Origin of the sequence: Bacillus sp. 7_6_55CFAA_CT2 (assembly GCF_000238655.1) — a bacterium.
Classification (GTDB): domain Bacteria; phylum Bacillota; class Bacilli; order Bacillales; family Bacillaceae_G; genus Bacillus_A; species Bacillus_A cereus.
The window spans coordinates 379208-401530 of the sequence record NZ_JH414709.1 but is presented as its reverse complement, the minus strand read 5'-3'; the positions used below and the strand labels follow the sequence as shown (position 1 = coordinate 401530).

Sequence of the window (22323 nt, the reverse complement as noted above, 5' to 3'; positions counted from 1 at the left end):
TCAAGTATTAATTGGCATCGATATTAGTAGAAAATAAAGAAGATGATCCCTATTAAATACAGGGATCATCTTCTTATACTGTCTAACTTTTTTACATGTCCTTTGCTAGACTCATGCTTTTTATATTTAAAGTGAATTATTTGCAATCACAATTATGTTTTTTAAAATCAATTACCATACGCCCTTGAATTCTACCTTGTTCCATTTCTTCGAATACATTTTGTACTTTATCTAGAGAACAAGTTTGAACAACTGGCACTACTTTTCCTTCTGCCCCGAACATAAACGCCTCTTCCAAATCTTTACGAGTACCAACTAGAGAACCAACTACTTCAATTCCATCCAGTACAAGTCGTGGGATGTTTAAGTCCATTGTTTCTACTGGTAGCCCTACTGCAACTACTTTACCGCAAGCACGTACTGCATCAACTGCTGAGTTAAAGGCTACTTTAGAGACTGCTGTTACTACCGCAGCATAAGCGCCACCAAACTCCTCTTGCACAATTTTATCAGCAGGACCTTGAGAAATTGGATTGATAGTCATATCAGCACCAACTTCTTTCGCTAAGGCTAATTTGTCGTCATTAATATCTACTGCGATTACCTTTGCACCAAATACATTTTTAGCATATTGGATAGCTAAGTTACCTAATCCACCGCAGCCATAGATTACAATAGGTTGACTAGGTTTAATATCTGATACTTTAATAGCTTTATATGTAGTTACACCAGCACAAGTAATTGATGATGCTTGAGCAGGATCTAATCCTTCTGGTACTTTTACCGCATAATCAGCTGTAACGATACATTGTTCAGCCATACCACCATCCACTGAATAACCAGCGTTTTTAACTTCACGGCAAAATGTTTCTCTACCAGTTACGCAATATTCACAACGTCCACAAGATTGGAACATCCATGCAATACTTACACGGTCACCTATCTTTAGTGAAGTAACATCATCAGCTATTTTCGTAACAATACCTACACCCTCATGGCCAAGAATACGGCCATCAGTGTTACCAAAATCATGATTCGCAACGTGTAAATCAGTGTGGCAAACTCCACAATACTCTACATCTACTAACGCTTCACCTGAGTGTAACGGACGTAATTCTTTGTCAATCACTTCGATGTTTGCTTTGCTGTTTTTATTAACCACTACTGCTTTCATATGTGATCTCCCCTTTAGTGTTTTAGCATTTTAATGAGTTTATCTCACAACTACTTTCTTCACTACTTTGGCTAGTTATTGTACCAAATTTAAGTGTTCAATCATCATTACATCTTCATCATAACATGACACTTCATAAACAACTTGTGAAATTATGAACAATATTTGAATTATTACACAAATCGGTCTTTATTTTAAATTTTTAAAAATGAGAGTTTATCATTGACTATAAGTAAGTCACATATTTCTAAAAGAAAATAAATTAACAAACTTCTTACCGATAAAAAAGCTCTTCACTCAATATTTTCTACATGTAAACACTTAGTTTCACAGTAATATCCTTTGCCACCAACATAAACTTTTTCTATTTTATTTTTGCTATTGGTTGCTAATTTAACTAATATTTCAGAAGGCGAGTGTAAAGAATAACCTTGTTCAAATACATAGACTTCTTTTTTCAAGTAGTCCTGTTCATAAAGATAGCAAGCTAATGCACCGTTCGAAGTTCCAGTCGCTGCTTCTTCATTAATGTCGTATAGCGGAGCAAAATTTCTGCATATAATTCGATTGTCATTAAAAGTATATAGATGCATCCCGACAACATTATAATACTTGCTGATTTCTTTAATTTTTTCAAAATTAGGTTGCAGTGCATGTAATTGTGTTTCGCTTTTTATAGGAATTAAAATATCTTTTAAGCCCGTGGAGACAATTTGAATTGGGTATTTATTGTCTATATCTTTACTATCAAAACAGTCGATGAACTCGTTTGGAGATACAACATCATAGAATATTGGTTTATTTTGTTCCATGAATATGATGTCATCTTTTATAGTAATAGTAAGAACACCGCTGTTCGTTTCAATCGTATAGCGATTCCTGAAAAGTTTATTTAAATGCATTAGTATCGCGAAAGAGCCAATTGTCGCATGACCACATAAATCAACTTCTTCTTTTGGTGTAAAATACTCAAATTTATAATCAGCAAGTTCAGATTCTGATATAAATGCGGTTTCCGCATAGCCCAGTTGTTTGGCTATTTCCATTTTTTGAGTAGTGGTCAATGTATTCTCAATAAATACCACTCCTGCTTTATTTCCGCCTTTATGATCCTTGCTAAATGCACTTGCAACATAAACGGATATTTTCATAAGACACCTTCCTCACTTATAGTAAATTGTAGTATAGACAGAACTACATATAAATGCTATTGGATAAATTATCTATAAATTAAGAGACAAACTATTTTTAGTATTTGAACTCTCCAAAAATAGTTTGTCTACAGTCTGAAAGCTCTTCATTTGAAGAGCTTTTTATATTCGCTTCATCGAAATCGTTTCACGTATACTTTGTAAATTTTTTAGAGTTTCCTCTTGTCGCTGCAACGACAACCCTACATACAAAGTATCTAATAAGCTTAACTGTGCTAATCTTGATGAACTTGCTTCTGTGCGGAATTCAGTCTCACGTGTTGATGTATATAACGTTATATCAGCAAGTTGACTTAATGCTGATTTCTTATAGCTCGTAATCGCAATAATTTGGGCCCCTCTTACTTTCGCTACTTCTAATGCTTCAAGTAATCCTTTATTGCTACCAGAATGAGAAATACCAATAACAACTGAATTTTCCGAGAGTAAACCTGCTCCCATAATTTGAAAATGCGAATCAGTATGAGCGATACAAGAAATACCCGTTCTCATAAACTTATGATACGCATCCATTGCAATAATACCAGAGCCACCATTTCCATAAAACTCAATTCGACTTGCTTCTTGTAAGGCTCGTACAGCCTGCTCAAGTGCCGTTTCATTAAGCAAATGTAAAGTATCTTGCAGTCCTGTAATATGCGAATGAAAAACTTTTTTAGCAACAGTTACCATACTATCTTCTGCTGATACCTCTTCATGGATATTTTGCATCGGTGTATGTACAATTTCACGAGCTAATGTAATCTTTAAATCTTGAAAACCTTGCAAACCAAGGTGTTTACATAAGCGGAATATCGTAGCTTCGGAACTATTCGTAACTTCAGCTAATTCTGTAATAGATTTATGTACAACATCTTGTGGATGTTTCAAAATATGTTCGGCAATACTTCGCAATTTCGGTGATAAACCATTTAACGAAGCCTGAATCTTTCCAATCCCACTTCTTGTACCAGGCATAGCATATCCTCCCCTTCCATCGTAGCTTTATCCTGTAAAAACCGATTAGTTAAACTAATCATCAGTGGGGATGGTCCTCCACTGATTAGAGTTTCACTTTATTGTACCTAATTATCGAAAGAAGAAAAACCTATATTAGGGATTACTATAATTTTTAATTGCTCCTATGTATTCTGTCATACGATATAACAGAATTATTCATACTTATGAGTAATTCTCCCCATGTTTCACTGCGTATAATGCGGCTTGCGTACGATCATCCACTTCCAATTTAGCTAAAACGTTTGAAACGTGTGTTTTCACAGTTTGTTCTGTAATATGAAGTTCTGCTGCAATCTCCTTATTGCTTCTTCCTTTCGCAATTTCGCGAAGTACCTCTTGTTCTCTTTTCGTTAACATTGAAAAAGGATTTTCTACTTCCTTCTTTACTGCAGAACGCCCCATTAATGCAGGTGTTACTTTCGGGTGAAAATTCGCATTTCCTTGATGTACTGCAATAATAGAAGCGACAAGTTGCTCAGGTTGTACTTCTTTTAATTGATAACCATCTGCTCCAGCTTCAAGTGCTGGTATAACATAATCTTGCTCTGAAAAACTACTTAATATAAGTACCTTTATTGTCTCATCATATTGCTTTAGACGTTTTGTTGCCTCAATTCCATCCATTTTCGGCATCGATACATCCATTAGTACGACATCTGGTCTTTCTTTTTGCACGAAATGTAATGCCTCTTCGCCATTTTCCGCTTCCCCAATAATTTCAAATTCTTCTCTCGTTTTCAAAAAGAATACAAGTCCTCTTCGAACGATATGATGATCCTCAACTAGTAGCAGTTTAATCTTCAACCTTATTCTCCCCTTCAAATCGGCAATTGAATTTCTATTTTTGTACCCTTTTTCAGCTCTGTTATAATTTGAAACGATCCCTTCATTAACTGAATACGTTCCTTCATACTTTTCAGGCCAAGTGCTGATTCCCTTACTTGTTCTTGTATAAATCCTATTCCATTGTCTTCTATGTAAAAATGTAACTGGTTATTTTCTATTTTCAAAAGAATATGTACCTTTTCACACGAAGCATGCTTTTTACAATTATGTAGCGCCTCTTGGCTAATACGCCATAAAACTTCTTCTATTTCATCCCCAATTGAAACCATCCCATCAATTCGAACTTCCACTTGAACTCCTAATAACTTCCCGTAATTTTGAATTGCTTCTGCTAATCCTTTCTCCAATCCTTCAGGTCTTAATTGCCAAATTAATAGCGTCATTTCTTGTAATGCTTCTTGTGATAATTCCCCAATATAACTTAACATCTCTTGTAATTCTCTATCTTGCGTCATATTCAGAGTACCTTTCGCTGTTAGCATAATAGAAAATAACAATTGTTTTACTGAATCATGTAAATCACGTGCAAGTCGATTTCTTTCCGCTACCACTACATATTTACGTTCTTTCTCAACTAATTGAATACGTTGTATTGTCGTTCCAATTTGAAATGCAATTGCTTCTAATAATGCTAACTCTTCCTCAGAAAAATGAGTCTTATGAGGTGCAGCCACATTTAGTAGACCAAATTTTTCTGATCCAGACCTAAGCGGAATTGTCGCATGATGTGTAACATCTTCTGTCTCTCCCCAATTACATTCAATTGCATCTTCTATTCGCTTACATTCAATAATATTAGTCGCTTTTTCCAATCTCCCATTCACAAAACGTTCTACACACCAACAGTTTCCTTCACACATCGGCTTCTTCTTTTGCCACGTAAGAGCCTCTGGTAAATTTTCGTCTACAAGCATACTGTGCTTTCCACTTTCATCAATAAAGAATATCCACCCTGTTTGTAAATTCATTACTTGTAACAATGTATGCAACACTTTTTCTAACATATCCTGTAAGTTTGTTGCTTCATTTAATAATTCAGCAATTTCTTTTAATGCTTCTAAACGACGCATCTCTTTTTCTTCAAAGTTCATTCTCATCACCAACTACAATTATAACATTAAGAAATTTCTAAATTCTATAAATAAAAAAAGAACCGAATTCCTTCAGCCCTTTCTTTATATCAATCATTTTATTATTGGTATTCTATCCAATGTTGGAAGCAGAATTTTTGTTAACAAACGATTCTACTTTAGCTGTCCGATAAAGATTGTCCACCATGGATATGCTGTAAACCTTCAGTAGTAACAACCATATTCGCTGCTGGCATTTGCAATTGATTTTTATGGAACATAGACATTAATTCAAATCTTACTTGTCTAGAAGTTTCAAAATAATCTTCTGGCTTTATTAAACCTGTAATACAAAATTCATAGCCAACATATTTCAAGTTAGGATTTAAGTCTGTAACACCGACGTATTTAAATGGTTCAACAGCCTCATCCTCTACTCTATAAAGAGTTTGATTCAATTTTTCATTGCATATAACACATACTTCTTCTAACAATTCCTTCACTCTTGTTGGATCTTCCTGATAACTTACCGTGATGCGTTCAATTACACGCATCCATCCTTTATTAAAATTTTGTATCGTTCTAATCTCTCCGTGCGGGATGGTAAGTAGTTTTCCTGACCATTCACGAATTTGCATAAAACGAATACTAATCTCTTCAATAGTTCCTGAATTTGTTCCGTTAAAAGTTACAAAATCACCAACCCGAAACTCTTTGTCCGCTAATCTTGCAAAGCCTAATATAACATCTTTTAGCATCTGTTGTGCAGCAAAACCGATGACAACTCCAGCTATCCCTGCACCTGCAATAATACTTTTTATATCTACAAATTGGCTAATTAAATATATGATAAGACTGATGATAATGATATATCTAAAAATAGATCGAATTACACTTTGAATTGTCTGCTCTACCTCTTCATCAAAAAAGCTTGATTTCCTAAAAAACCAATCAATAATACGGTTTATTACAAAAGAAATAATGATTAAAACTAAAGCAAATAGTAAAAATCTTAAAAGTAAAAACTCTCTTACATAATTAAAAAATTCTTCCGTATACGTTAATAAGCTCATTTAACCACTTCCTTACTAATTAAAAAATTCATAATCGCCTAAGTTTGTTCCAGAAAAATCTATTATCCTAATCTAAAATGCCGCTACCCTTACTATGTATTTTGACTCTATTACTAATTCACTTTAAACAGTATGTCTAGCTGTTCTTTTTCCTTTCCCTTTAAATATACCCTTTTTAATAACCTAAGGGGGAGCAAATCGTGAAATTTTTTTATACGTTAAAACTTTATTCATCTCATTACGATTTCAACTCATTTATTCATTAACTACGTAAAAAAAGAGCTGAATTTATCAGCTCTTTTATTCGATATTAATTGTTGTCTTACTACTTTTTTCTTCTTTCAATTTTGGCAATTCAATTGTCAGTACGCCATCTTTATAATTTGCTCTAACATTTTCTTCCTCAACTTGTTTAAAACTAAAGCGTCGAGTTACAGAACCTATAGAACGTTCTTTACGAATATATGTGCCATTCTCATTTTTTTCTTCTACTTCATTATGATTAGTTGCTTGAATCGTTAATACATCTTGTTCAAAATCAACTTGAATGTTTTCTTTTTGAAAACCTGGTAAATCTGCTTTCACAGTATATTTATCAGATTGCTCATGAACATCTACTTTAAAAGTATCCATGTTCAGTGGCTTAAAGAAAGCATCTGTCATCCCTTCTAATAAAGAAGGCCCAAAATCAAAAATACCATTTTGACGTTTTGTTATCTCTGGAAATAAATTACGCATATTTTTTCCTCCTTATTATTTATGAATGAAAGATTATCTCTTTCTGCCTTTATTATAACATTTGGTCAAAAAAGGTCAAAGTTTTTGTTTGACCTTTTTTGATGTATATTTTACCAAATAACACAAATAAGTTATATGTCATCTCTCCCCTTATAAAGAGGAATATATTTACATAATAACGAATAGTTTATTTGCTCTTATTTTTTCTTACGGAGGTTACATACAATGGGATATATTGAAGAACTTAGAAAAGTTGTCGGATCAAGACCACTCAATTTATTAGGCGTTGCGGTAGCTGTTTTCAATGAACAAGGACAAATAAAAGAGACCTTTTTTAAAGGCCTCTTTTTTATTTCACTTCTGCATGTAAACAAGATTTAAAATGTCCAAGTGCAAATTCATGTCCTTGCGCATTAAAAGATGCAACTGCCTTTTCATAAACAACAATTTTAAACCCTTTATTATACGCATCTACTGCTGTATGAAGAACACAAATATCAGTACATACCCCTACAAGATGAACCTCTTCAATTCCTCTTTCTCTTAGCTTCATCTCTAAATCCGTTCCAGCAAATGCACTATACCGTGTTTTATCCATGTAATATACATTCTCTGCATTTTTATATGTTTCGTACACATCTTGTAATTCACCAAACAAATCTCTTCCACTTGTACCAGCTATATTATGAGACGGGAATAACTTTGATTCTGGATGATATACATCATTTTCTTCATGTTTATCAATAGCAAAGACAACGTAATCTCCATTTTCAATATATTGCTTCGTTATATGTACAATTTCCTTCTCAATTTCCTGTCCTGGTTTCCCGCATGTTAAAGCGCCTTTCTCAGCTACAAAATCATATGTATAATCAATATTTATAAGAGCTCGTTTCATTACTATCTCTCCTTCTTCTGTTTCACAGTAAACAATAGAAAATTTGTTATTACGACATCGTATGTACTATTCGACATTTCAAATGAAATACCTACATTTTTCTTCTGAAACTTACCTTAGCCCGAGTTTATCATATAATAGATAAACAATGGTAAAACAAATAGCTCCTATTAACAAGTCATGAATTTGATAATTGAGCATTATTTGCATAAACTCTTGTATCGTAAACCAAATTACTGCCATCATTAGGCTAATCAAAATGATACGAATACACCGATTCACATCTTCAACCTCTTTCTCTGTCATAGTAGTAACAAGTGATTACTTCCTATTTAATCGTATTAGAAAATGAAATAAGTTATTCACTCTTGCACACTCTAGTCCAAACAAAAAAGCACACTACTTTTTGAGTAATGTACTTTTTATTCATATTAAGACGCTGGTTTTGTCTCAAATGTTGCTTGATTAAAACTAATAACCTTTCCTTTCGGGTCATTGTTTTCATACTGAACTGCAGTAATTGTATGACTACCTGTTTCCAGCGTTTTTTCTTTTAACTGCACTGTTGTCTGCGTTGTACTAGTTACTTGATGTTTATCCGTATACATTTGATCTACAAATACGAATGTTTCTTTATCACTTTGAAAATTAGAAAGCTCTAATTCAACTTGCTGAATTAACGTATCCTTTTTGATGAATACAGTCGGTATATTGCCGTTTTCAGAAGTACCATCTGGAGTAATAACTTTTACTTTCCCTTCCCCAATTGACATTGCTCCTTCAGGAAATACAACCATATTCTCATCACTTGCGTTTACAACTTGTTCTTCCTGTTTTGATTGCGCGTCCTCTTTTTCCTGTGGAGCACCGCAACCAACTAATAACAATACAGACAATCCAGTGATTATGAATTTTTTCAAAATTCATCCCCCCTGTAACTTCATTATAATTTATTATACAAAAATAACTTTTAAATTTTGAGACTACTTTCAACACTTTCATGAACAAATAGAATCTTGCTCACGATTAATGTATCATACTTTCCTTAATAGAACATTAATTTTTTTATGAAATAAATAGTAATTTCCTCTTATCTATCATTTTAGCCCAACATATGAATTACATACCCTCAAAAATAAAAAGACATTGTTAGTTCAATGTCTTTTCTATACAGCAATTAAAAAACAAACGTTGTAATCTCATCTACTTCTTTTCTTGGAAGTTTCTTCGGTTTATCTTTCGGAAATCCGAGTGAAATAACCATATTTATTTGTTTTTCAGGCTCAATTTGTAAATATTGGCGCAGTTCATCTTGAGCTAGCAATACTGGCCCTGTCATTGGACAAGTACCAAGTCCCTTTGCATGTGCAGCTAACATTAAGTTTTGTGCCGCTAAACAGCTACTCTTAATGCCTTCTTCTTCCCAAACTGAATCTGGAACAAAAGCAATTGGATCAAATATCTTTTCACGGAACTTTGATTCATATGGTGTTGCCAAACATACGATTAATACTGGTGCCTCCGAGAAAGCTGTTGCATATGGTCCGAAAGAACGTGTAAGTAATTTCCCTGCTTTCTCTTCTCCATTTTCTGCTGCTTTTGTCGCAAGTTTATGTAATGCATCCCATGTCATTTGTTCAATTTCTTTAATCTTCTCTCGATTCATGATAACTACGAATTCCCACGTTTGTGAATTCGTATCACTTGGTGCGTAACGAGCACAATCAATTATTTCTTTTATATCATTAGTAGATACTTCTTGATCTGTAAACTTTCTAACACTTCGTCTTCCGTGAATTACTTCTTTAAAATCTTCATAATTCATATATTAAATCCCCTTTTTACAGCGTTTTCAAAACTTGTCCTATGCTTGAATTATATCATGAAAAAAAGCCGGAAGAATACCAGCTTTTTTCTTCATAATTAATTTGTCACTTTAAATAAACGAATACTCTCTTCGTATGCAGCTTGTAGTTTTTTCGTAATTGGTCCTCTTTCACCAGCCCCGAACTGTTCATCACCAATTTGAACGACTGGGAATATTTCAAGCGGCGTCGCTGTAAAGAAGCACTCCTCAGCGTCATATACTTCTTGTAATGAAAACTCTCGTTCCTCTACATCGATATGTAACTCTTTCGCTAATGTAATTACGTAGTGACGTGTAATACCATGTAAAATGAAATGATCCGCTGGATGTGTAATCAACTTATTATTCTTCACGATAAAGAAATTGGAATGACACCCTTCAGTCACAATACCATCTCGTACTAATATTGCTTCTTGATACCCTTGTTCATTTATTTTGTTTTTGATCATGATATTAGGAAGCAGATTTAAAGATTTTATATGGCAAAACTTCCACCTGATATCCTCTTCTACTGTCACCTTAATCCCTGCCTCCATTGAAGCAACTGGTCTTGGGAACGAAACAAGATTTGCAAAATATGTCGGTTGTAAATCTGATTCATATACATGATTGCGCGGTTGTGCCCCTCTTGATATTTGTAAATATACATTCCCATCTTCTTGAAATTGATTTTTTTTAATCATTTGATATAACTCTTCTACTAATTCTTCCTTCGTAAATGGTGGAATTAGTTTTATTTCCGCCATAGAGTTAAAGAATCGTTCCAAATGTAAATCTAATAAATGAGGCTTGCCATCGTATAGTCTAAATACTTCATAAATCCCATCACCAAATTGGAAGCCTCGCTCTTCTAATGCGACCATCGGCTGTTCTTCCTTCGTATTAATCATTCTCCCATTAAACAAGATCCAATCTTTATGAGTAGCTTTCATTCTTCCCCACTCCTTTATCACATGATTGATTTTATTGTACAACTTATGACACCCTGAAAGAAGGAATTTTCTGTATTTTCACAAACAAAAAATACATCACTTCGTAAAAGTGATGTATTTTATCATTTATTTAAGGAAATATTTTTCAATATCATCTAACATAAGGTTCGCAGCTTTAATACCGCCTGCTGTATTCCAGATTACCTCATCTACTTGGAATACTTTGTTATTTTTAGAAGCCTGTAGTTGCTTAAAGAGTGGATCTTCTGTCCATTCCTTTGCTAACGAATTTCCTTCATTATTCTTATCTGCATCTTTATCAGACGTGAAATAGAATAAGTAGTCTCCGTCCATATTTGGAATCTGCTCTTTTGTAATTCCTTTTATCGCAAAATCATCTTTATCTTGTAATGGTGGTCGTTTAAATCCAATATCATTTAAAACAACGCCCGAGAATGAGTTTTTTTGATAAATGCGAACATCACCTGGCACGAAACGAATAATAGAAACTTTAGAATTCAATTTATCGCCTAACTTCTCTTTCATTCCTTCAATGCGTTTTTTATAATCATCAAGAGCTTTTTGCCCTTCTTTTTCTTTATTTACAGCTTTTGTATAAAGTGTAAAGTTTTCTTTCCAATCACCGCGTAATGTTTCTGCATAAACAGTTGGTGCGATTTCTTTTAGCTGATCATATATTTTTTCATGACGCATTTTATTTCCGATAATTAAATCTGGCTTAAGCTTCATTACAGCCTCTAAATTAATATCACGTTCAGTTCCTACAACTTCCGTGTTTTTTAACTCTTTCGCTAAATGAGGATACCATTCATCACCAGCACGTGGTTTCGTAGTCCCCACTGGCGTTACGCCCACAGCTAGGAGAGCCTCTGCGCCTTCATTTGTTAAAACAACAACTTTTTTAGGTGTACCATTTACTGTCGTTTCTCCCATTGCATGCTTTACCGTATATGAATCTTTTGCTTTCGCTGATATATTATTTTCTTTTTTCTCTTCTTTACTACATCCTGCAATTACAACCATGAGTATCATAATGCAGAACATAATTAGTTTTTTAGTATGTATCATATGTCCTCCCTAGATGAAATCGATTATCATTAACATTTAAAGATTAATGTATCTTACATACATTGTCAATGTATATCAGAAAACTTTTTTAATATATACTTTTTAGATTCTATCCGCTTTTCTAATGTTTCTTTTTAAAATATAGTGCATAAGTATGAAAATAAATGTTGTTATTAAAATGCGTATCCTTGTTATACATAACAAGGATACGCATCCATATTGCATTATCATTTCAATTCCTAATATTGAGTATATTTAATATACGCTGGGTCATTATATACCCACTGATTTCCACCAAGGTTTAACCAACCATTTTCATTTATATATACTAAATAAGATTCTGGAGAATTTAATTGGCGGATAACTGCAGATGTAGTTGATGGACCACTTCTTAAATTTACATTCATCCCTTGTATATATGCAACCCCAATCGGGCTTCCATCACTATTGCTTGTCTTTACAAAATTAATGTACGAAGGATCATTATACACCCATTGTCCATTCCCCAAATCTAGCCATCCGTTACTTTCCTGATATACAACGTAAGATTCTGGAGAATTTAATTGACGAATAACTGAGGAAGAAGTTGATGGACCATTTCTTAAATTTACATTTTTCCCAAGAATATAAGCGATTCCCTTCGTTTGAGGTGTCGGTTGTGGGTTAGGAGGTTGTGGATTTGGAGCTACTCCAAAAATAGCTGCTATTCCATTTGCATACGCTTGACTTAGATCTTCAATAAATTGTGGATTTTTTAATAAATTTGCATCAAACGCTGTATCAATAAAAGCAGTCTCAGTTAAAATTGCATCCATTGCGGTTTCTCTTAATACCGCATAATTTTCTTTTTTTGCTCCTCGATCACGAAGACCGTATTTTATTAATACAGGATTGACAGCTGTATGCATTTTTTGTTGCTTTGCATATGCAGTGCTGCTATTGGATAACGCATTATAAATATAACTTTCAAAACCTGTACCCCCGCCGCTATTAATATGAAATGAAATAAAATAATCCGCACTGAAAGCATTAGCAATATTAGCACGTTCCGATAAAGAAATAAACACATCACTATCACGTGTCATTTTAATTGTAATTGGGTAATTTACCGTTAAAATGTCTCGAACGCGTCTAGCAATTTGAAGTGTTAAGTTTTTTCTACTAAACCATTACCAACAGCACCAGAATCATATCCACCGTGCCCTGCGTCTATAACAAGTTTCATTTTATTGCCCCGCCCCTTTCTTGTAATATGTTTGCATTTCTACTCGTCCTATTTTATGTGAAATGTACAGGTTCTGTTACAATTGCAAATAAAAAAACCGCCTTATGTAAGGCGGTTTCTATCATCTTGCTTTAACCAATTTAAAATAAATATATACGATTGATAGTGAACATAACGTATGCAAAATAAAATAAATAAAAGTGCTATTCCAACACCACTATAAAGTAAACCAAACTTTAAAAAAACATTTACAAGTGGTGGAAAGTTCATTAAATTTTGTAATGTACTAAGCATACAAAACATAATGAAAAAGACAGGGATGTATTGTAATTCATACGGCTTTTTTTTCTTACTCATTCTTTTCCGAATGATTATATGACATAATTCTGCTACTATAAAGCACCCTCCAATTAATACAAGACCAGAAGTCATCGTCATACATTCACCTGCCTTATATTTATTGTATCGCATAAATAATCATCGTTATATTTTCTTTACATACTCTTCATCTTCTGAAGCAAAACCAAAACTCTCTATGAAAGACTTCGCCTTTTCTGTTAATTTCTCTTGTAGCACTGTTATTTCTTTCACATTTCTTTGTTTCATCATTTCTTCAAATGTAAAATACGTATTTGTACCATAACCGTAACCTTGGTAATCAAAATGAATAATTAGCTGTGATAAAACAGCCCGTTCCTCTTGTACACTATAATCTATTACACCAATATATGTATCATCAACTTTCACACAGTACTGTACCTTTTTCTCACCTAAACTATGCGATTTAAACATTTCTTTAACAACGCTTTCATTTTCTACAGTAACTTTCTCAAACGTAATCATATGTTGTCCATCCTTTTACTATTATTGTATCAATAATACTTCCTATTTATGAAAAAAACCTTAAGACCGTATGCGATCTTAAGGTTTTTCTAATTAAACTAAGCTATACGCACGTTTTGTTTCTTCATGGAACTTATTCGTATCGTATTTATGCTCAACATAAATTTGGTGCCATACCATAAACGCAAGTACAGTCCAAATTTTACGGCTATAATCGCCTTTATCTGCACAATGTGCTTCCAGTAAGTTTAATACATACTGTTTGTCGATTAAATGCTCTGTCTTACTTTCGTTTATAATATTTATAGCCCAATCATGCATTTCGTCTTTTAACCAGTGACGAATTGGTACTGGGAATCCAAGTTTTTTACGATCTAATACGTGATCTGGAACGATTCCGCGTGCTGCTTCACGTAAAATAGCTTTCGTAGTTCCGTTAGCAATCTTAAATTCAGTTGGAATTTTAGATGCAACATCGAATACTTCTTTATCTAAGAACGGTACACGAAGTTCTAATGAGTTTGCCATTGTCATTTTATCAGCTTTTAATAAAATGTCACCGCGTAACCATGTGAACATGTCAATGTACTGCATTTTACTTACATCATCATAATCTTTAATCTCGTTATACAATGGTTTCGTGATATCCATATAGTTAACACTTTCATTGTAATACTTCATTAATTCAGCTTTTTCTTCTTCACGGAAGATTTTAGCATTTCCATAGTAACGCTCTTCAATTGGTGTACATCCACGCTCTAGGAAGCTCTTACCTTTAAATCCTTCTTTAAGAGCACCACTTAATGCTTTTAGAACGCTCTTACCTGGGCTAGGAATGTAAGAGAACATTTTTAGTGAGTTTGGCTCACGGTAAATGTTATAACCACCAAATAGCTCGTCTGCGCCTTCACCTGAAAGAACAACTGTTACATGTTTACGTGCTTCTTTCGCAACGAAGTACAATGGTACAGCTGCTGGATCAGCTAAAGGATCATCCATATGCCAAATGATTTTTGGGAACTCATCCATAAATTCTTTCGCTGAAATGAATACGTTATGGTTTTTAACGCCTAATTTCTCAGCAGTTTCTTTCGCAACATCAACTTCACTGAAACCACGTTGCTCAAAACCAACAGAGAATGTTAAAAGATTTGGATTCATTTCTCTTGCGATAGAAGCGATGATAGATGAATCGATACCACCAGATAAGAATGAACCTACTGGTACATCACTACGCATATGCACTTTTACTGAATCATATAACACATCACGAATTGCTTGGATATGCTCCTCTTTCGTTGCACTTGAAGCGTTGAAATAAGGTTTCCAGTAGCGATGGATTTCCATCTCTTTACCGATTTCTTTTACGAAATAATGACCAGGCTCGATTTTATTAACATCAATTGTTAACGTTTCTGGCTCTGGACCATATTGGTACGTAAAGTAATGTTGTAGTGACGTTGGATTAACGCCTTTATCTTCCATCACATGCATAATACTTTTCTTCTCAGATGCGAAGAATGTAGTATCACCTTGTTGTGCGATGTATAAAGGTTTAATACCGAAGTGGTCACGTGCACCGAAAAGTTTCTTTTCCTCACGATCCCAAATCATAAATGCAAACATACCACGAAGGTAGTCTACACATTTTTCTTTCATATGTGCATACAATGCAATGATAACTTCTGTATCAGATTGCGTTGCAAACGTTGCACCTTTTTCAAGTAACATTTCACGTAATTCTACATAGTTGTAAATTTCACCATTAAAAATAATTACATATCGATCATTTTCATAAGTTAGCGGCTGATGTCCTGCCTCTAAGTCAATGATGCTTAAACGGCGGAAGCCAAATTGTACATGTTCATCACGAAAATATCCTTCGTCATCTGGACCACGGTGGAAAATCATCGTGTTCATATTTTCAAATTGATGTTTTTCTGTTTCTGAAAACTCTCTAGGGTTTTCACATAAACATCCTACAAAACCACACATACTTCTTACCCTCTTTCAGTTTTCATTCTGTCTCTATACTACTATATCAACCCTATTTATACTAGCATAATCAACTGAATATGGCGACCAAAAACTATAAAAAAATCACTCCATTTCACATTTTTAACAATTTTTTATGAAAACATGAAAACTAGGCACTCACCTTTCTCCGCTTTTGTCATATGATATTGCAAATTGATTTCTAGGAGGGAATACCATGAGTGAAGAAAAAAAAGATTCTTCTCGCCCACCGGTTCGTAATTACTTAAAGCAAATTGATGATTTCTTCGAGCAAACACCTCTTCGCAATGTAATCGCTGATTTAAATCATTTTTTCCAAAAAGGAAACCGTTTATTAACATTCCCTGTAGATTTATATGAAGTTGGTGAAGAACTCGTTGTTACAGCTGAACTACCAGGTATACAAAAAGAACAAATCCAAATTGAAATACAAAGTGAATACTTAAAAGTCTCTGTAAAAGAAGAGATACTTGAAGAGGAAGAAGAACAAACATCCCATAACTATTATCGCCGAGAACGTTCCATTTCAGAAGCATCAAGATTGATTAAATTGCCGTATTCAATTAATAAAAAAGCGGCAAAAGCTTCTTATCAAAACGGCGTATTAGAAATTCGTGCGCCGAAACTTCCCCAGCAACATGACATTTTATCGATTGACTAATACAAAAAAATAAGGGTGCTATGCACCCTTATTTTTAACCCACTAATCGCTTCATATCACGTATAATGTCTTCGTATGGCGTATTACTAATGCCACTATACTTTTTCATTACTTTTCCGTTTTGATCAATTAAATAAAATGATGTACCATGCATGACCTGACCGTTCTCCGGCTTATCTACAAGTGATTGGAAATTATCTTTTGAAAACTTTGTAATATCTTCTAACGAATACCCCGTTAATAAATTCCAGTTACTAGTATCCTCTGTAAACTTTTGAATAAAAGCTTTCAGATTTTCTGGCTTATCAAGGTCTGGATCTACACTAAATGAAACAAACTGAACGTCTAATTTCTCTTCTTTTGCCATCTTTTGAAGCTTGGCCATATTTGCAGTCATTGGTGGACAAACTGTCTGACAATTTGTGAACATAAAATCTGCAACCCAAACTTTCCCTTTTAAATCTTTTGTACCAAATTTCTTTCCATCTTGATTTGTAAATTGGAAGGTTTCTAAATCCCAATTTAATGGTTTACGAAGCTTTGAACCTGATTCACTACATCCAGCAAGTACAAAGAGACAAAATACAACCATAAGACCAATTATTTTTTGATAACGCTTCATTTATAAACCTCTTTTCTCTATCCTAAATTTAAATAGGTTATGTTTATAATAACAAAAGTTAACACTACGAGAAAATTGTTTACTACATTTGTTCACGAAATCGTACGAATTTACGTATGTTACTTCTTTATTTCAAGCGAATTACTAGACAAAATATATTTTTTTACTATTATTTCTCTAAATAAAAGTGATAAAACTAATTTCATTGTTACTTTTGTAAATACCTCTCCCTATTTTTTAACAATTCCTTAAACATTAATCCATGTTTTACACTGTATTCCTTAACAACATTTCGGTACAATACAAATACAACGATTTTAAATGAGGTGATGTTCATGGCAAAGCGCTATGAAAATATGGATAATGTTAGTACAAAAAAATCAATTCGCTCTTTTTTACGCTGGCGTAAAGAACGAAAGCAAAACAAAAAAGATTTTTCTTTCTTAGTAGAACAATCACCCGTTAAACAAAGTGCATTTTTGCAAAGTAATGTTGAAAAAACGACTATCACATGGATTGGGCATTCCACTTTTCTTATCCAAACGAATGGACTTAATATATTAACAGATCCAGTATGGGCTAATAAATTAAAGCTAGTTCCAAGACTTACAGAACCTGGACTCTCTATAGAAGCACTACCTAAAATTGATATTGTCCTTATTTCACATGGTCATTATGATCATTTAGATTTTTCAACTCTTCGTCAGTTGAATGATGATGTTCTATATCTTGTACCTATTGGATTAAAAAAATTATTTACTCGTAAGAAATTTAAACATGTAGAAGAGTATAAATGGTGGGAAAGTACGATAATTAACGAAGTTTCTTTTCACTTCGTACCTGCTCAGCACTGGACGAGAAGATTCTTATTTGATATGAATACGTCTCACTGGGGCGGATGGATTATTGATAATGAAACGACTATGGAAACCATATATTTTTGTGGCGACAGTGGCTATTTCCAAGGTTTCAAAGAAATTGGTGAACGCTTTTTAATTGATATTGCTCTTATGCCCATTGGCGCTTATGAACCAGAATGGTTTATGAAAGTATCTCATGTTTCACCTGAAGAGGCCGTGCAAGCTTATTTAGATTTAAACGCTACACATTTTATACCAATGCATTACGGAGCTTTTGCACTCGCCGATGAAACACCTCGTGAAGCAATAACTAGACTTCGAAATAATTGGAATTTGCGCATGTTACCGTGGGAACAACTGCATGTACTCTTTTTAGGTCAAACTTTTATTTATAGTAACGCAACAAATGATAAGCAAATAAACGAAAAAATTGAAACTTTACATGTGTAACGTAATGACTGATTTTCTATATCCAACATATAATATAGAAAATCCTATAGTGAAACTTTAATTAGTGGGATTTCTTCATCCCCACTGATTATTTGCCTTCACCAATCAAGCTTTTACGGGCAGCCCGCTACCTAACCTCTTTGCTCCAGCTAAATTTGAGGTAGAGAGTTTTACTGTCCGCAAATAGCGGGATAAAGGGTGTTTTCTATGAATGAATATTTACAGACTCGCTATATCATTAGCGGTAGTGCCTGTGTAGCTCTTCTTATTTCTTACTTTCTATTTACATAAAAAAGCTACTTGAATATATTTTCTAAGTAGCTTTTTATTACTCTGCTAAATACATAAATCCGATTGCGCCCGGACCTGTATGAGTACTAATAATAGGCGTTGTATAGAAAATTTCTGATTGAGCAAATCCACTCACTTTTTCAACCGCCGCTTTCATACTTTCAGCTAAAGGAATTGCTTTCGCATGCGGAATTGCAACAGCTTTTACGACTTTTCCAGCCGTATCTTGCTCAAATAACTTAGCTAATGTTTTTACAATTTGGCCTTGGCTACGAACTTTCGTTACAGGATTATAAACACCGTCTTCAAGACTAGCAATTGGCTTTATATTAAGTAGCGAACCGATAAACGCTTTTCCTTTACCGATACGTCCACCCTTCACTAAGTTTTCTAATGTATCCACTACTACATATAAACGAGTATTCTTTCTTACTTCATCTACACGTTTTAAAATTTCTTCTAGTGAGCGTCCGTCATTTGCCATTTTTGCAGCTTCAATTACTTGATATGCTAAAGCATGTGTAATAAATTGAGAATCAACAACTGTTACTTTTGTATCAGTCATTGATGCAGCGCTATTTGCAGTTGCTACAGTACCGCTCATTCCACTTGTCATATGGATAGAAAGGACTTCGCTTCCATCTTCCCCTAGCTTGTCATACATTTCTACAAATGTACCCATAGCTGGTTGTGATGTTTTTGGTAATTCCTCTGATTTAATCATTTCTTCAATAAATTCGTCAGGTTGTAAATCAACGCGATCTAAATATGTTTGTCCATTTACAGAGATTGATAATGGTAAAACATGAATGTCATACTTTTCGATTACGTCTTGTGATAAATCTGCCGTTGAATCTGTTACAATTTTAATTTTTTGCATACTATACTTCTTCCCTTTCCAATACGCTCTCCTTGTTATTATACTAGTATTCCCATTGCTTTCAACAATTTGGAACGAAATTTCATCAAATTAATTATATTTTCATATCTAAAATGAAAAAGACAGAGTTTACTAACCCTGTCCGTACTTCGTATCATGCATTTTTTTCAAGGGTATTTGTTTTATATACATTTAAATAATCATTCCACTTCAAACAATTTTGTAAATATTCACGGAAAGAATACGAAAATCTTGGGTGTTTTTGTTTTTGAATTTTTGCAATAAATAATTGAAGACGAGACTGAATTAGAAACGATAATGGATGCTGTGCCTGTAGGACAGGGATTTCGAATATTTTAATGCAATCCCCTGTTGAATGAGTGAAATAAAAACTTTTCGTAATCACAATATCAATCCTCTTTTTCATTGGATTTTTGAACTTCCTCTACTTTGCGCTGTAACACGTTGTTTAAAGTGGAGTAAAATCAGACTTATATGATTTCTGTAGTCCTTATGGCTAGAAGATTTATACTCTATTCATCTCCACCTAATTCACCTTCCCGTCCTAAATATCTCTGAGACGGGAATCTCATTATCCATCAATTGTTTAATACATTTAGTATAAGCTTATAAAAGCGCAAAGTTTGTCTAAATTTTGGAGATTCTATAATTTTTTCTTCTATATATTGTATACGTTTATAGCTATAGTATAACAAATAAATAAAAAAGTGCCTTTATAACGAGGCACTTTTCGACTGCATTTCTTCTCTTTTCTTTTTCCTCTTACTAACAACCTTTGATAACGCAATACTTACTTCATAAATACAAATAAGCGGCACTGCAACTAAACTATGAGATAAAAAGTCTGGCGGTGATATACAAGATGCAATGATAATTAATGCTACGTAAGCATACCTTCTTATTTTTATTAAAAATTCCGCCGTAAGTATTCCAATACTAGTTAAAAACATTACAACGACTGGCAATTCAAAAATCACAGCAAATGGAACTGTTAAATTAAGTACAAAATGAAAATACTTTTCTGTCGTAAACATCGTATTAAACATTTCATTACCTATCGTAGTTAAAAAGTGAAATAGAAACGGCATTACAATGAAATATCCAAAACATAAACCTGCGAGAAATAATATAGACAATACCGGTATATACATTATTGTCATCTTTTGTTCATTTGGATGTAAACCCGGTTTTACAAATAACCAAATTTGTATAGCAGCAAAAGGAATTGTACAAACGATAGCAAATACTGTAGCAATCGAGAAAAAAATCCACAATACATCACTTGGACCGAGAACAGTTAATTTCATTGGTAAATCTTTTACAAGCCAAAAATAAATATCCTTTGTAAAAGTAAATCCAATAATTAAAAATAGTACAAAGGATAACACCGTATATATTACTCTTTTTCGAAGCTCAACAATATGTTCTACTACGCTCATTTCCCGATCTTCCATCTCGTTCACCACACTTTATTTATCCATTACAAGGAAAATACACTACATTTTTTCTTTCTTTTCCTTTTCTTGAAATGCGTCATCTGTCAATTCTTTCGTTGATTTTTTAAACTCTTTTAACGTTTCCCCTAAAGCCTTCCCGATTTCCGGCAATTTTTTAGGTCCAAATAAAATGAGTACTGCTACTAAAATTAAAATTAACCCTGGAAAGCCAATATTTGAAAACATTTCCCCATCCCCTTTATTAGTAGTTTCCTTGTCCTACTATTACATAATTTTATTTTGTCAAAAAAGTTTGAAAACGTCAACAAATCCATTGTCTTTTATCAAAAAAATTCAAAAATATAATCAATTATACAAATTTCATTTTCTATTGCTCTTGTGTATGATATGGTAAGGGAAATGACATATTATTTTATGATAGTAGAAAGGATTTGCATTATGACTGAAAAAATGACACGAATGACCCAATTTGTAAAAGAAGAAATTGCAAATGCAATTACACATGGTATCGGTGCCATTTTAAGCATCCCTGCCTTAATCATATTGATTATTCATGCTTCTAAGCACGGTACCGCATCAGCTGTAGTTGCATTTACTGTTTATGGTGTAAGCATGTTCTTACTGTACTTGTTTTCAACATTGCTACATAGCATTCATCATCCTAAAGTAGAAAAAATATTTACTATTTTAGATCATTCAGCCATTTACTTATTGATTGCTGGCACGTATACTCCTTTTCTACTTATTACACTTCGTGGCCCATTAGGATGGACGTTGCTTGCTATAATATGGACACTAGCAATCGGAGGTATCGTCTTCAAAATTTTCTTTGTACGTCGCTTTATAAAGGCTTCAACTTTATGTTACATCATTATGGGATGGCTCATAATCGTTGCCATTAAACCACTTTATGAAAATCTAACTGGACATGGTTTTTCACTACTTTTAGCAGGTGGAATTTTATATTCTGTCGGAGCTATATTCTTCCTTTGGGAAAAGCTACCTTTCAACCATGCTATATGGCACCTGTTCGTTTTAGGTGGTAGTGCGATGATGTTCTTCTGTGTACTCTTTTATGTCTTACCTACAGCATAATAAAA

The 22323-nt window shown here is 33.6% G+C and carries 25 protein-coding genes and 1 pseudogene; 4 read left to right on the top strand and 22 right to left on the bottom strand.

The annotated features are described in order from the left end of the window. Nucleotides 1-136 precede the first annotated feature (136 nt). The 7 genes from adhP to HMPREF1014_RS11145 form a co-directional block, all read right to left on the bottom strand. Complete coding sequence (adhP, locus tag HMPREF1014_RS11175; protein ID WP_000649109.1) at nucleotides 137-1174, bottom strand: alcohol dehydrogenase AdhP; 1038 nt, start codon at nucleotides 1172-1174, stop codon at nucleotides 137-139. A gap of 293 nt (nucleotides 1175-1467) precedes the next feature. After that, the gene (locus HMPREF1014_RS11170; protein WP_000704320.1) at nucleotides 1468-2325 is read right to left on the bottom strand and encodes a PhzF family phenazine biosynthesis protein; all 858 of its coding nucleotides are present in this window, start codon (nucleotides 2323-2325) and stop codon (nucleotides 1468-1470) included. A 162-nt stretch (nucleotides 2326-2487) separates the two neighbouring features. Further along, entirely contained in the window at nucleotides 2488-3342 is an 855-nt protein-coding gene (locus tag HMPREF1014_RS11165) for a MurR/RpiR family transcriptional regulator (RefSeq protein WP_001119644.1), read from the bottom strand. Nucleotides 3343-3546: 204 nt separating this feature from the next. Continuing rightward, nucleotides 3547-4188: a two-component system response regulator CasR gene (gene casR / locus HMPREF1014_RS11160; RefSeq protein ID WP_000694629.1), complete on the bottom strand. Its 642-nt coding sequence runs from the start codon at nucleotides 4186-4188 to the stop codon at nucleotides 3547-3549. 14 nt (nucleotides 4189-4202) lie between these two features. Next, complete coding sequence (gene casK / locus HMPREF1014_RS11155; RefSeq protein WP_001008463.1) at nucleotides 4203-5321, bottom strand: two-component system sensor histidine kinase CasK; 1119 nt, start codon at nucleotides 5319-5321, stop codon at nucleotides 4203-4205. A 158-nt stretch (nucleotides 5322-5479) separates the two neighbouring features. Continuing rightward, nucleotides 5480-6373 (bottom strand): mechanosensitive ion channel family protein, encoded by an 894-nt coding sequence (locus HMPREF1014_RS11150; RefSeq protein WP_000055432.1) that lies wholly within the window; start codon nucleotides 6371-6373, stop codon nucleotides 5480-5482. Nucleotides 6374-6673: 300 nt separating this feature from the next. Continuing rightward, on the bottom strand, nucleotides 6674-7111 hold the full coding sequence (locus HMPREF1014_RS11145) for an Hsp20/alpha crystallin family protein (RefSeq protein WP_001245053.1): 438 nt from the start codon (nucleotides 7109-7111) through the stop codon (nucleotides 6674-6676). Between the two features lie 225 nt (nucleotides 7112-7336). Between HMPREF1014_RS11145 and HMPREF1014_RS31535 the strand changes: the two genes are divergently transcribed. Next, nucleotides 7337-7492, top strand: coding sequence for a hypothetical protein (locus HMPREF1014_RS31535; RefSeq protein WP_009326906.1), 156 nt, complete (start codon nucleotides 7337-7339; stop codon nucleotides 7490-7492). Here the strand turns inward: HMPREF1014_RS31535 and HMPREF1014_RS11140 are convergent. The 10 genes and pseudogenes from HMPREF1014_RS11140 to asnB all read right to left on the bottom strand — a co-directional run bounded on the left by HMPREF1014_RS11140 (nucleotide 7461) and on the right by asnB (nucleotide 15960). Continuing rightward, on the bottom strand, nucleotides 7461-8009 hold the full coding sequence (locus HMPREF1014_RS11140; RefSeq protein ID WP_000816767.1) for a cysteine hydrolase family protein: 549 nt from the start codon (nucleotides 8007-8009) through the stop codon (nucleotides 7461-7463). The genes HMPREF1014_RS31535 and HMPREF1014_RS11140 overlap by 32 nt on opposite strands. 111 nt (nucleotides 8010-8120) lie before the next feature. Continuing rightward, nucleotides 8121-8315 carry a hypothetical protein gene (locus HMPREF1014_RS32445; protein WP_000136530.1) on the bottom strand — a complete coding sequence of 65 codons (195 nt, stop codon included), beginning with the start codon at nucleotides 8313-8315 and terminating at the stop codon, nucleotides 8121-8123. Nucleotides 8316-8440: 125 nt separating this feature from the next. Beyond that, nucleotides 8441-8929, bottom strand: coding sequence for a putative periplasmic lipoprotein (locus tag HMPREF1014_RS11130; protein ID WP_000713496.1), 489 nt, complete (start codon nucleotides 8927-8929; stop codon nucleotides 8441-8443). Between the two features lie 257 nt (nucleotides 8930-9186). Then, a complete protein-coding gene (locus HMPREF1014_RS11125; RefSeq protein WP_001105291.1) occupies nucleotides 9187-9834 on the bottom strand; it encodes a nitroreductase family protein in 648 nt (215 codons plus the stop codon). Between the two features lie 98 nt (nucleotides 9835-9932). Further along, nucleotides 9933-10808, bottom strand: a complete 876-nt coding sequence (gene dat / locus HMPREF1014_RS11120; protein WP_000648387.1) for a D-amino-acid transaminase — start codon at nucleotides 10806-10808, stop codon at nucleotides 9933-9935. 126 nt (nucleotides 10809-10934) lie between these two features. Next, entirely contained in the window at nucleotides 10935-11897 is a 963-nt protein-coding gene (locus tag HMPREF1014_RS11115; protein WP_000581989.1) for an ABC transporter substrate-binding protein, read from the bottom strand. Nucleotides 11898-12136: 239 nt separating this feature from the next. Then, nucleotides 12137-13122, bottom strand: a pseudogene (locus HMPREF1014_RS11110) (N-acetylmuramoyl-L-alanine amidase). A 102-nt stretch (nucleotides 13123-13224) separates the two neighbouring features. Continuing rightward, entirely contained in the window at nucleotides 13225-13554 is a 330-nt protein-coding gene (locus HMPREF1014_RS11105; protein WP_000200459.1) for a hypothetical protein, read from the bottom strand. A 51-nt stretch (nucleotides 13555-13605) separates the two neighbouring features. Then, on the bottom strand, nucleotides 13606-13965 hold the full coding sequence (locus HMPREF1014_RS11100) for a GNAT family N-acetyltransferase (RefSeq protein ID WP_000627525.1): 360 nt from the start codon (nucleotides 13963-13965) through the stop codon (nucleotides 13606-13608). A gap of 93 nt (nucleotides 13966-14058) precedes the next feature. Beyond that, nucleotides 14059-15960 carry an asparagine synthase (glutamine-hydrolyzing) gene (gene asnB / locus HMPREF1014_RS11095; RefSeq protein ID WP_000333816.1) on the bottom strand — a complete coding sequence of 634 codons (1902 nt, stop codon included), beginning with the start codon at nucleotides 15958-15960 and terminating at the stop codon, nucleotides 14059-14061. Between the two features lie 217 nt (nucleotides 15961-16177). Between asnB and HMPREF1014_RS11090 the strand changes: the two genes are divergently transcribed. After that, entirely contained in the window at nucleotides 16178-16642 is a 465-nt protein-coding gene (locus HMPREF1014_RS11090) for an Hsp20/alpha crystallin family protein (protein ID WP_001288085.1), read from the top strand. 34 nt (nucleotides 16643-16676) lie between these two features. Here HMPREF1014_RS11090 and HMPREF1014_RS11085 read toward each other — a convergent pair whose 3' ends face one another. Continuing rightward, nucleotides 16677-17264: an SCO family protein gene (locus HMPREF1014_RS11085; RefSeq protein WP_000833331.1), complete on the bottom strand. Its 588-nt coding sequence runs from the start codon at nucleotides 17262-17264 to the stop codon at nucleotides 16677-16679. A gap of 335 nt (nucleotides 17265-17599) precedes the next feature. Here HMPREF1014_RS11085 and HMPREF1014_RS11080 point away from each other — a divergent pair, with 335 nt between their 5' ends. Next, nucleotides 17600-18574 carry an MBL fold metallo-hydrolase gene (locus tag HMPREF1014_RS11080; protein ID WP_001129628.1) on the top strand — a complete coding sequence of 325 codons (975 nt, stop codon included), beginning with the start codon at nucleotides 17600-17602 and terminating at the stop codon, nucleotides 18572-18574. A 328-nt stretch (nucleotides 18575-18902) separates the two neighbouring features. Here the strand turns inward: HMPREF1014_RS11080 and HMPREF1014_RS11075 are convergent, their stop codons facing one another. The 4 genes from HMPREF1014_RS11075 to HMPREF1014_RS11060 form a co-directional block, all read right to left on the bottom strand. Next, nucleotides 18903-19745, bottom strand: coding sequence for a DegV family protein (locus HMPREF1014_RS11075; RefSeq protein ID WP_001169470.1), 843 nt, complete (start codon nucleotides 19743-19745; stop codon nucleotides 18903-18905). A gap of 154 nt (nucleotides 19746-19899) precedes the next feature. After that, nucleotides 19900-20151: a DUF2535 family protein gene (locus tag HMPREF1014_RS11070; RefSeq protein ID WP_000629012.1), complete on the bottom strand. Its 252-nt coding sequence runs from the start codon at nucleotides 20149-20151 to the stop codon at nucleotides 19900-19902. A 328-nt stretch (nucleotides 20152-20479) separates the two neighbouring features. Then, nucleotides 20480-21220, bottom strand: a complete 741-nt coding sequence (gene tatC / locus HMPREF1014_RS11065) for a twin-arginine translocase subunit TatC (RefSeq protein WP_000390120.1) — start codon at nucleotides 21218-21220, stop codon at nucleotides 20480-20482. 42 nt (nucleotides 21221-21262) lie between these two features. Continuing rightward, nucleotides 21263-21448, bottom strand: a complete 186-nt coding sequence (locus HMPREF1014_RS11060) for a twin-arginine translocase TatA/TatE family subunit (protein ID WP_000492443.1) — start codon at nucleotides 21446-21448, stop codon at nucleotides 21263-21265. A gap of 213 nt (nucleotides 21449-21661) precedes the next feature. Here HMPREF1014_RS11060 and trhA point away from each other — a divergent pair, with 213 nt between their 5' ends. Then, nucleotides 21662-22318, top strand: a complete 657-nt coding sequence (gene trhA, locus HMPREF1014_RS11055; RefSeq protein ID WP_000136889.1) for a PAQR family membrane homeostasis protein TrhA — start codon at nucleotides 21662-21664, stop codon at nucleotides 22316-22318. The last annotated feature ends 5 nt before the right edge of the window (nucleotides 22319-22323 follow it).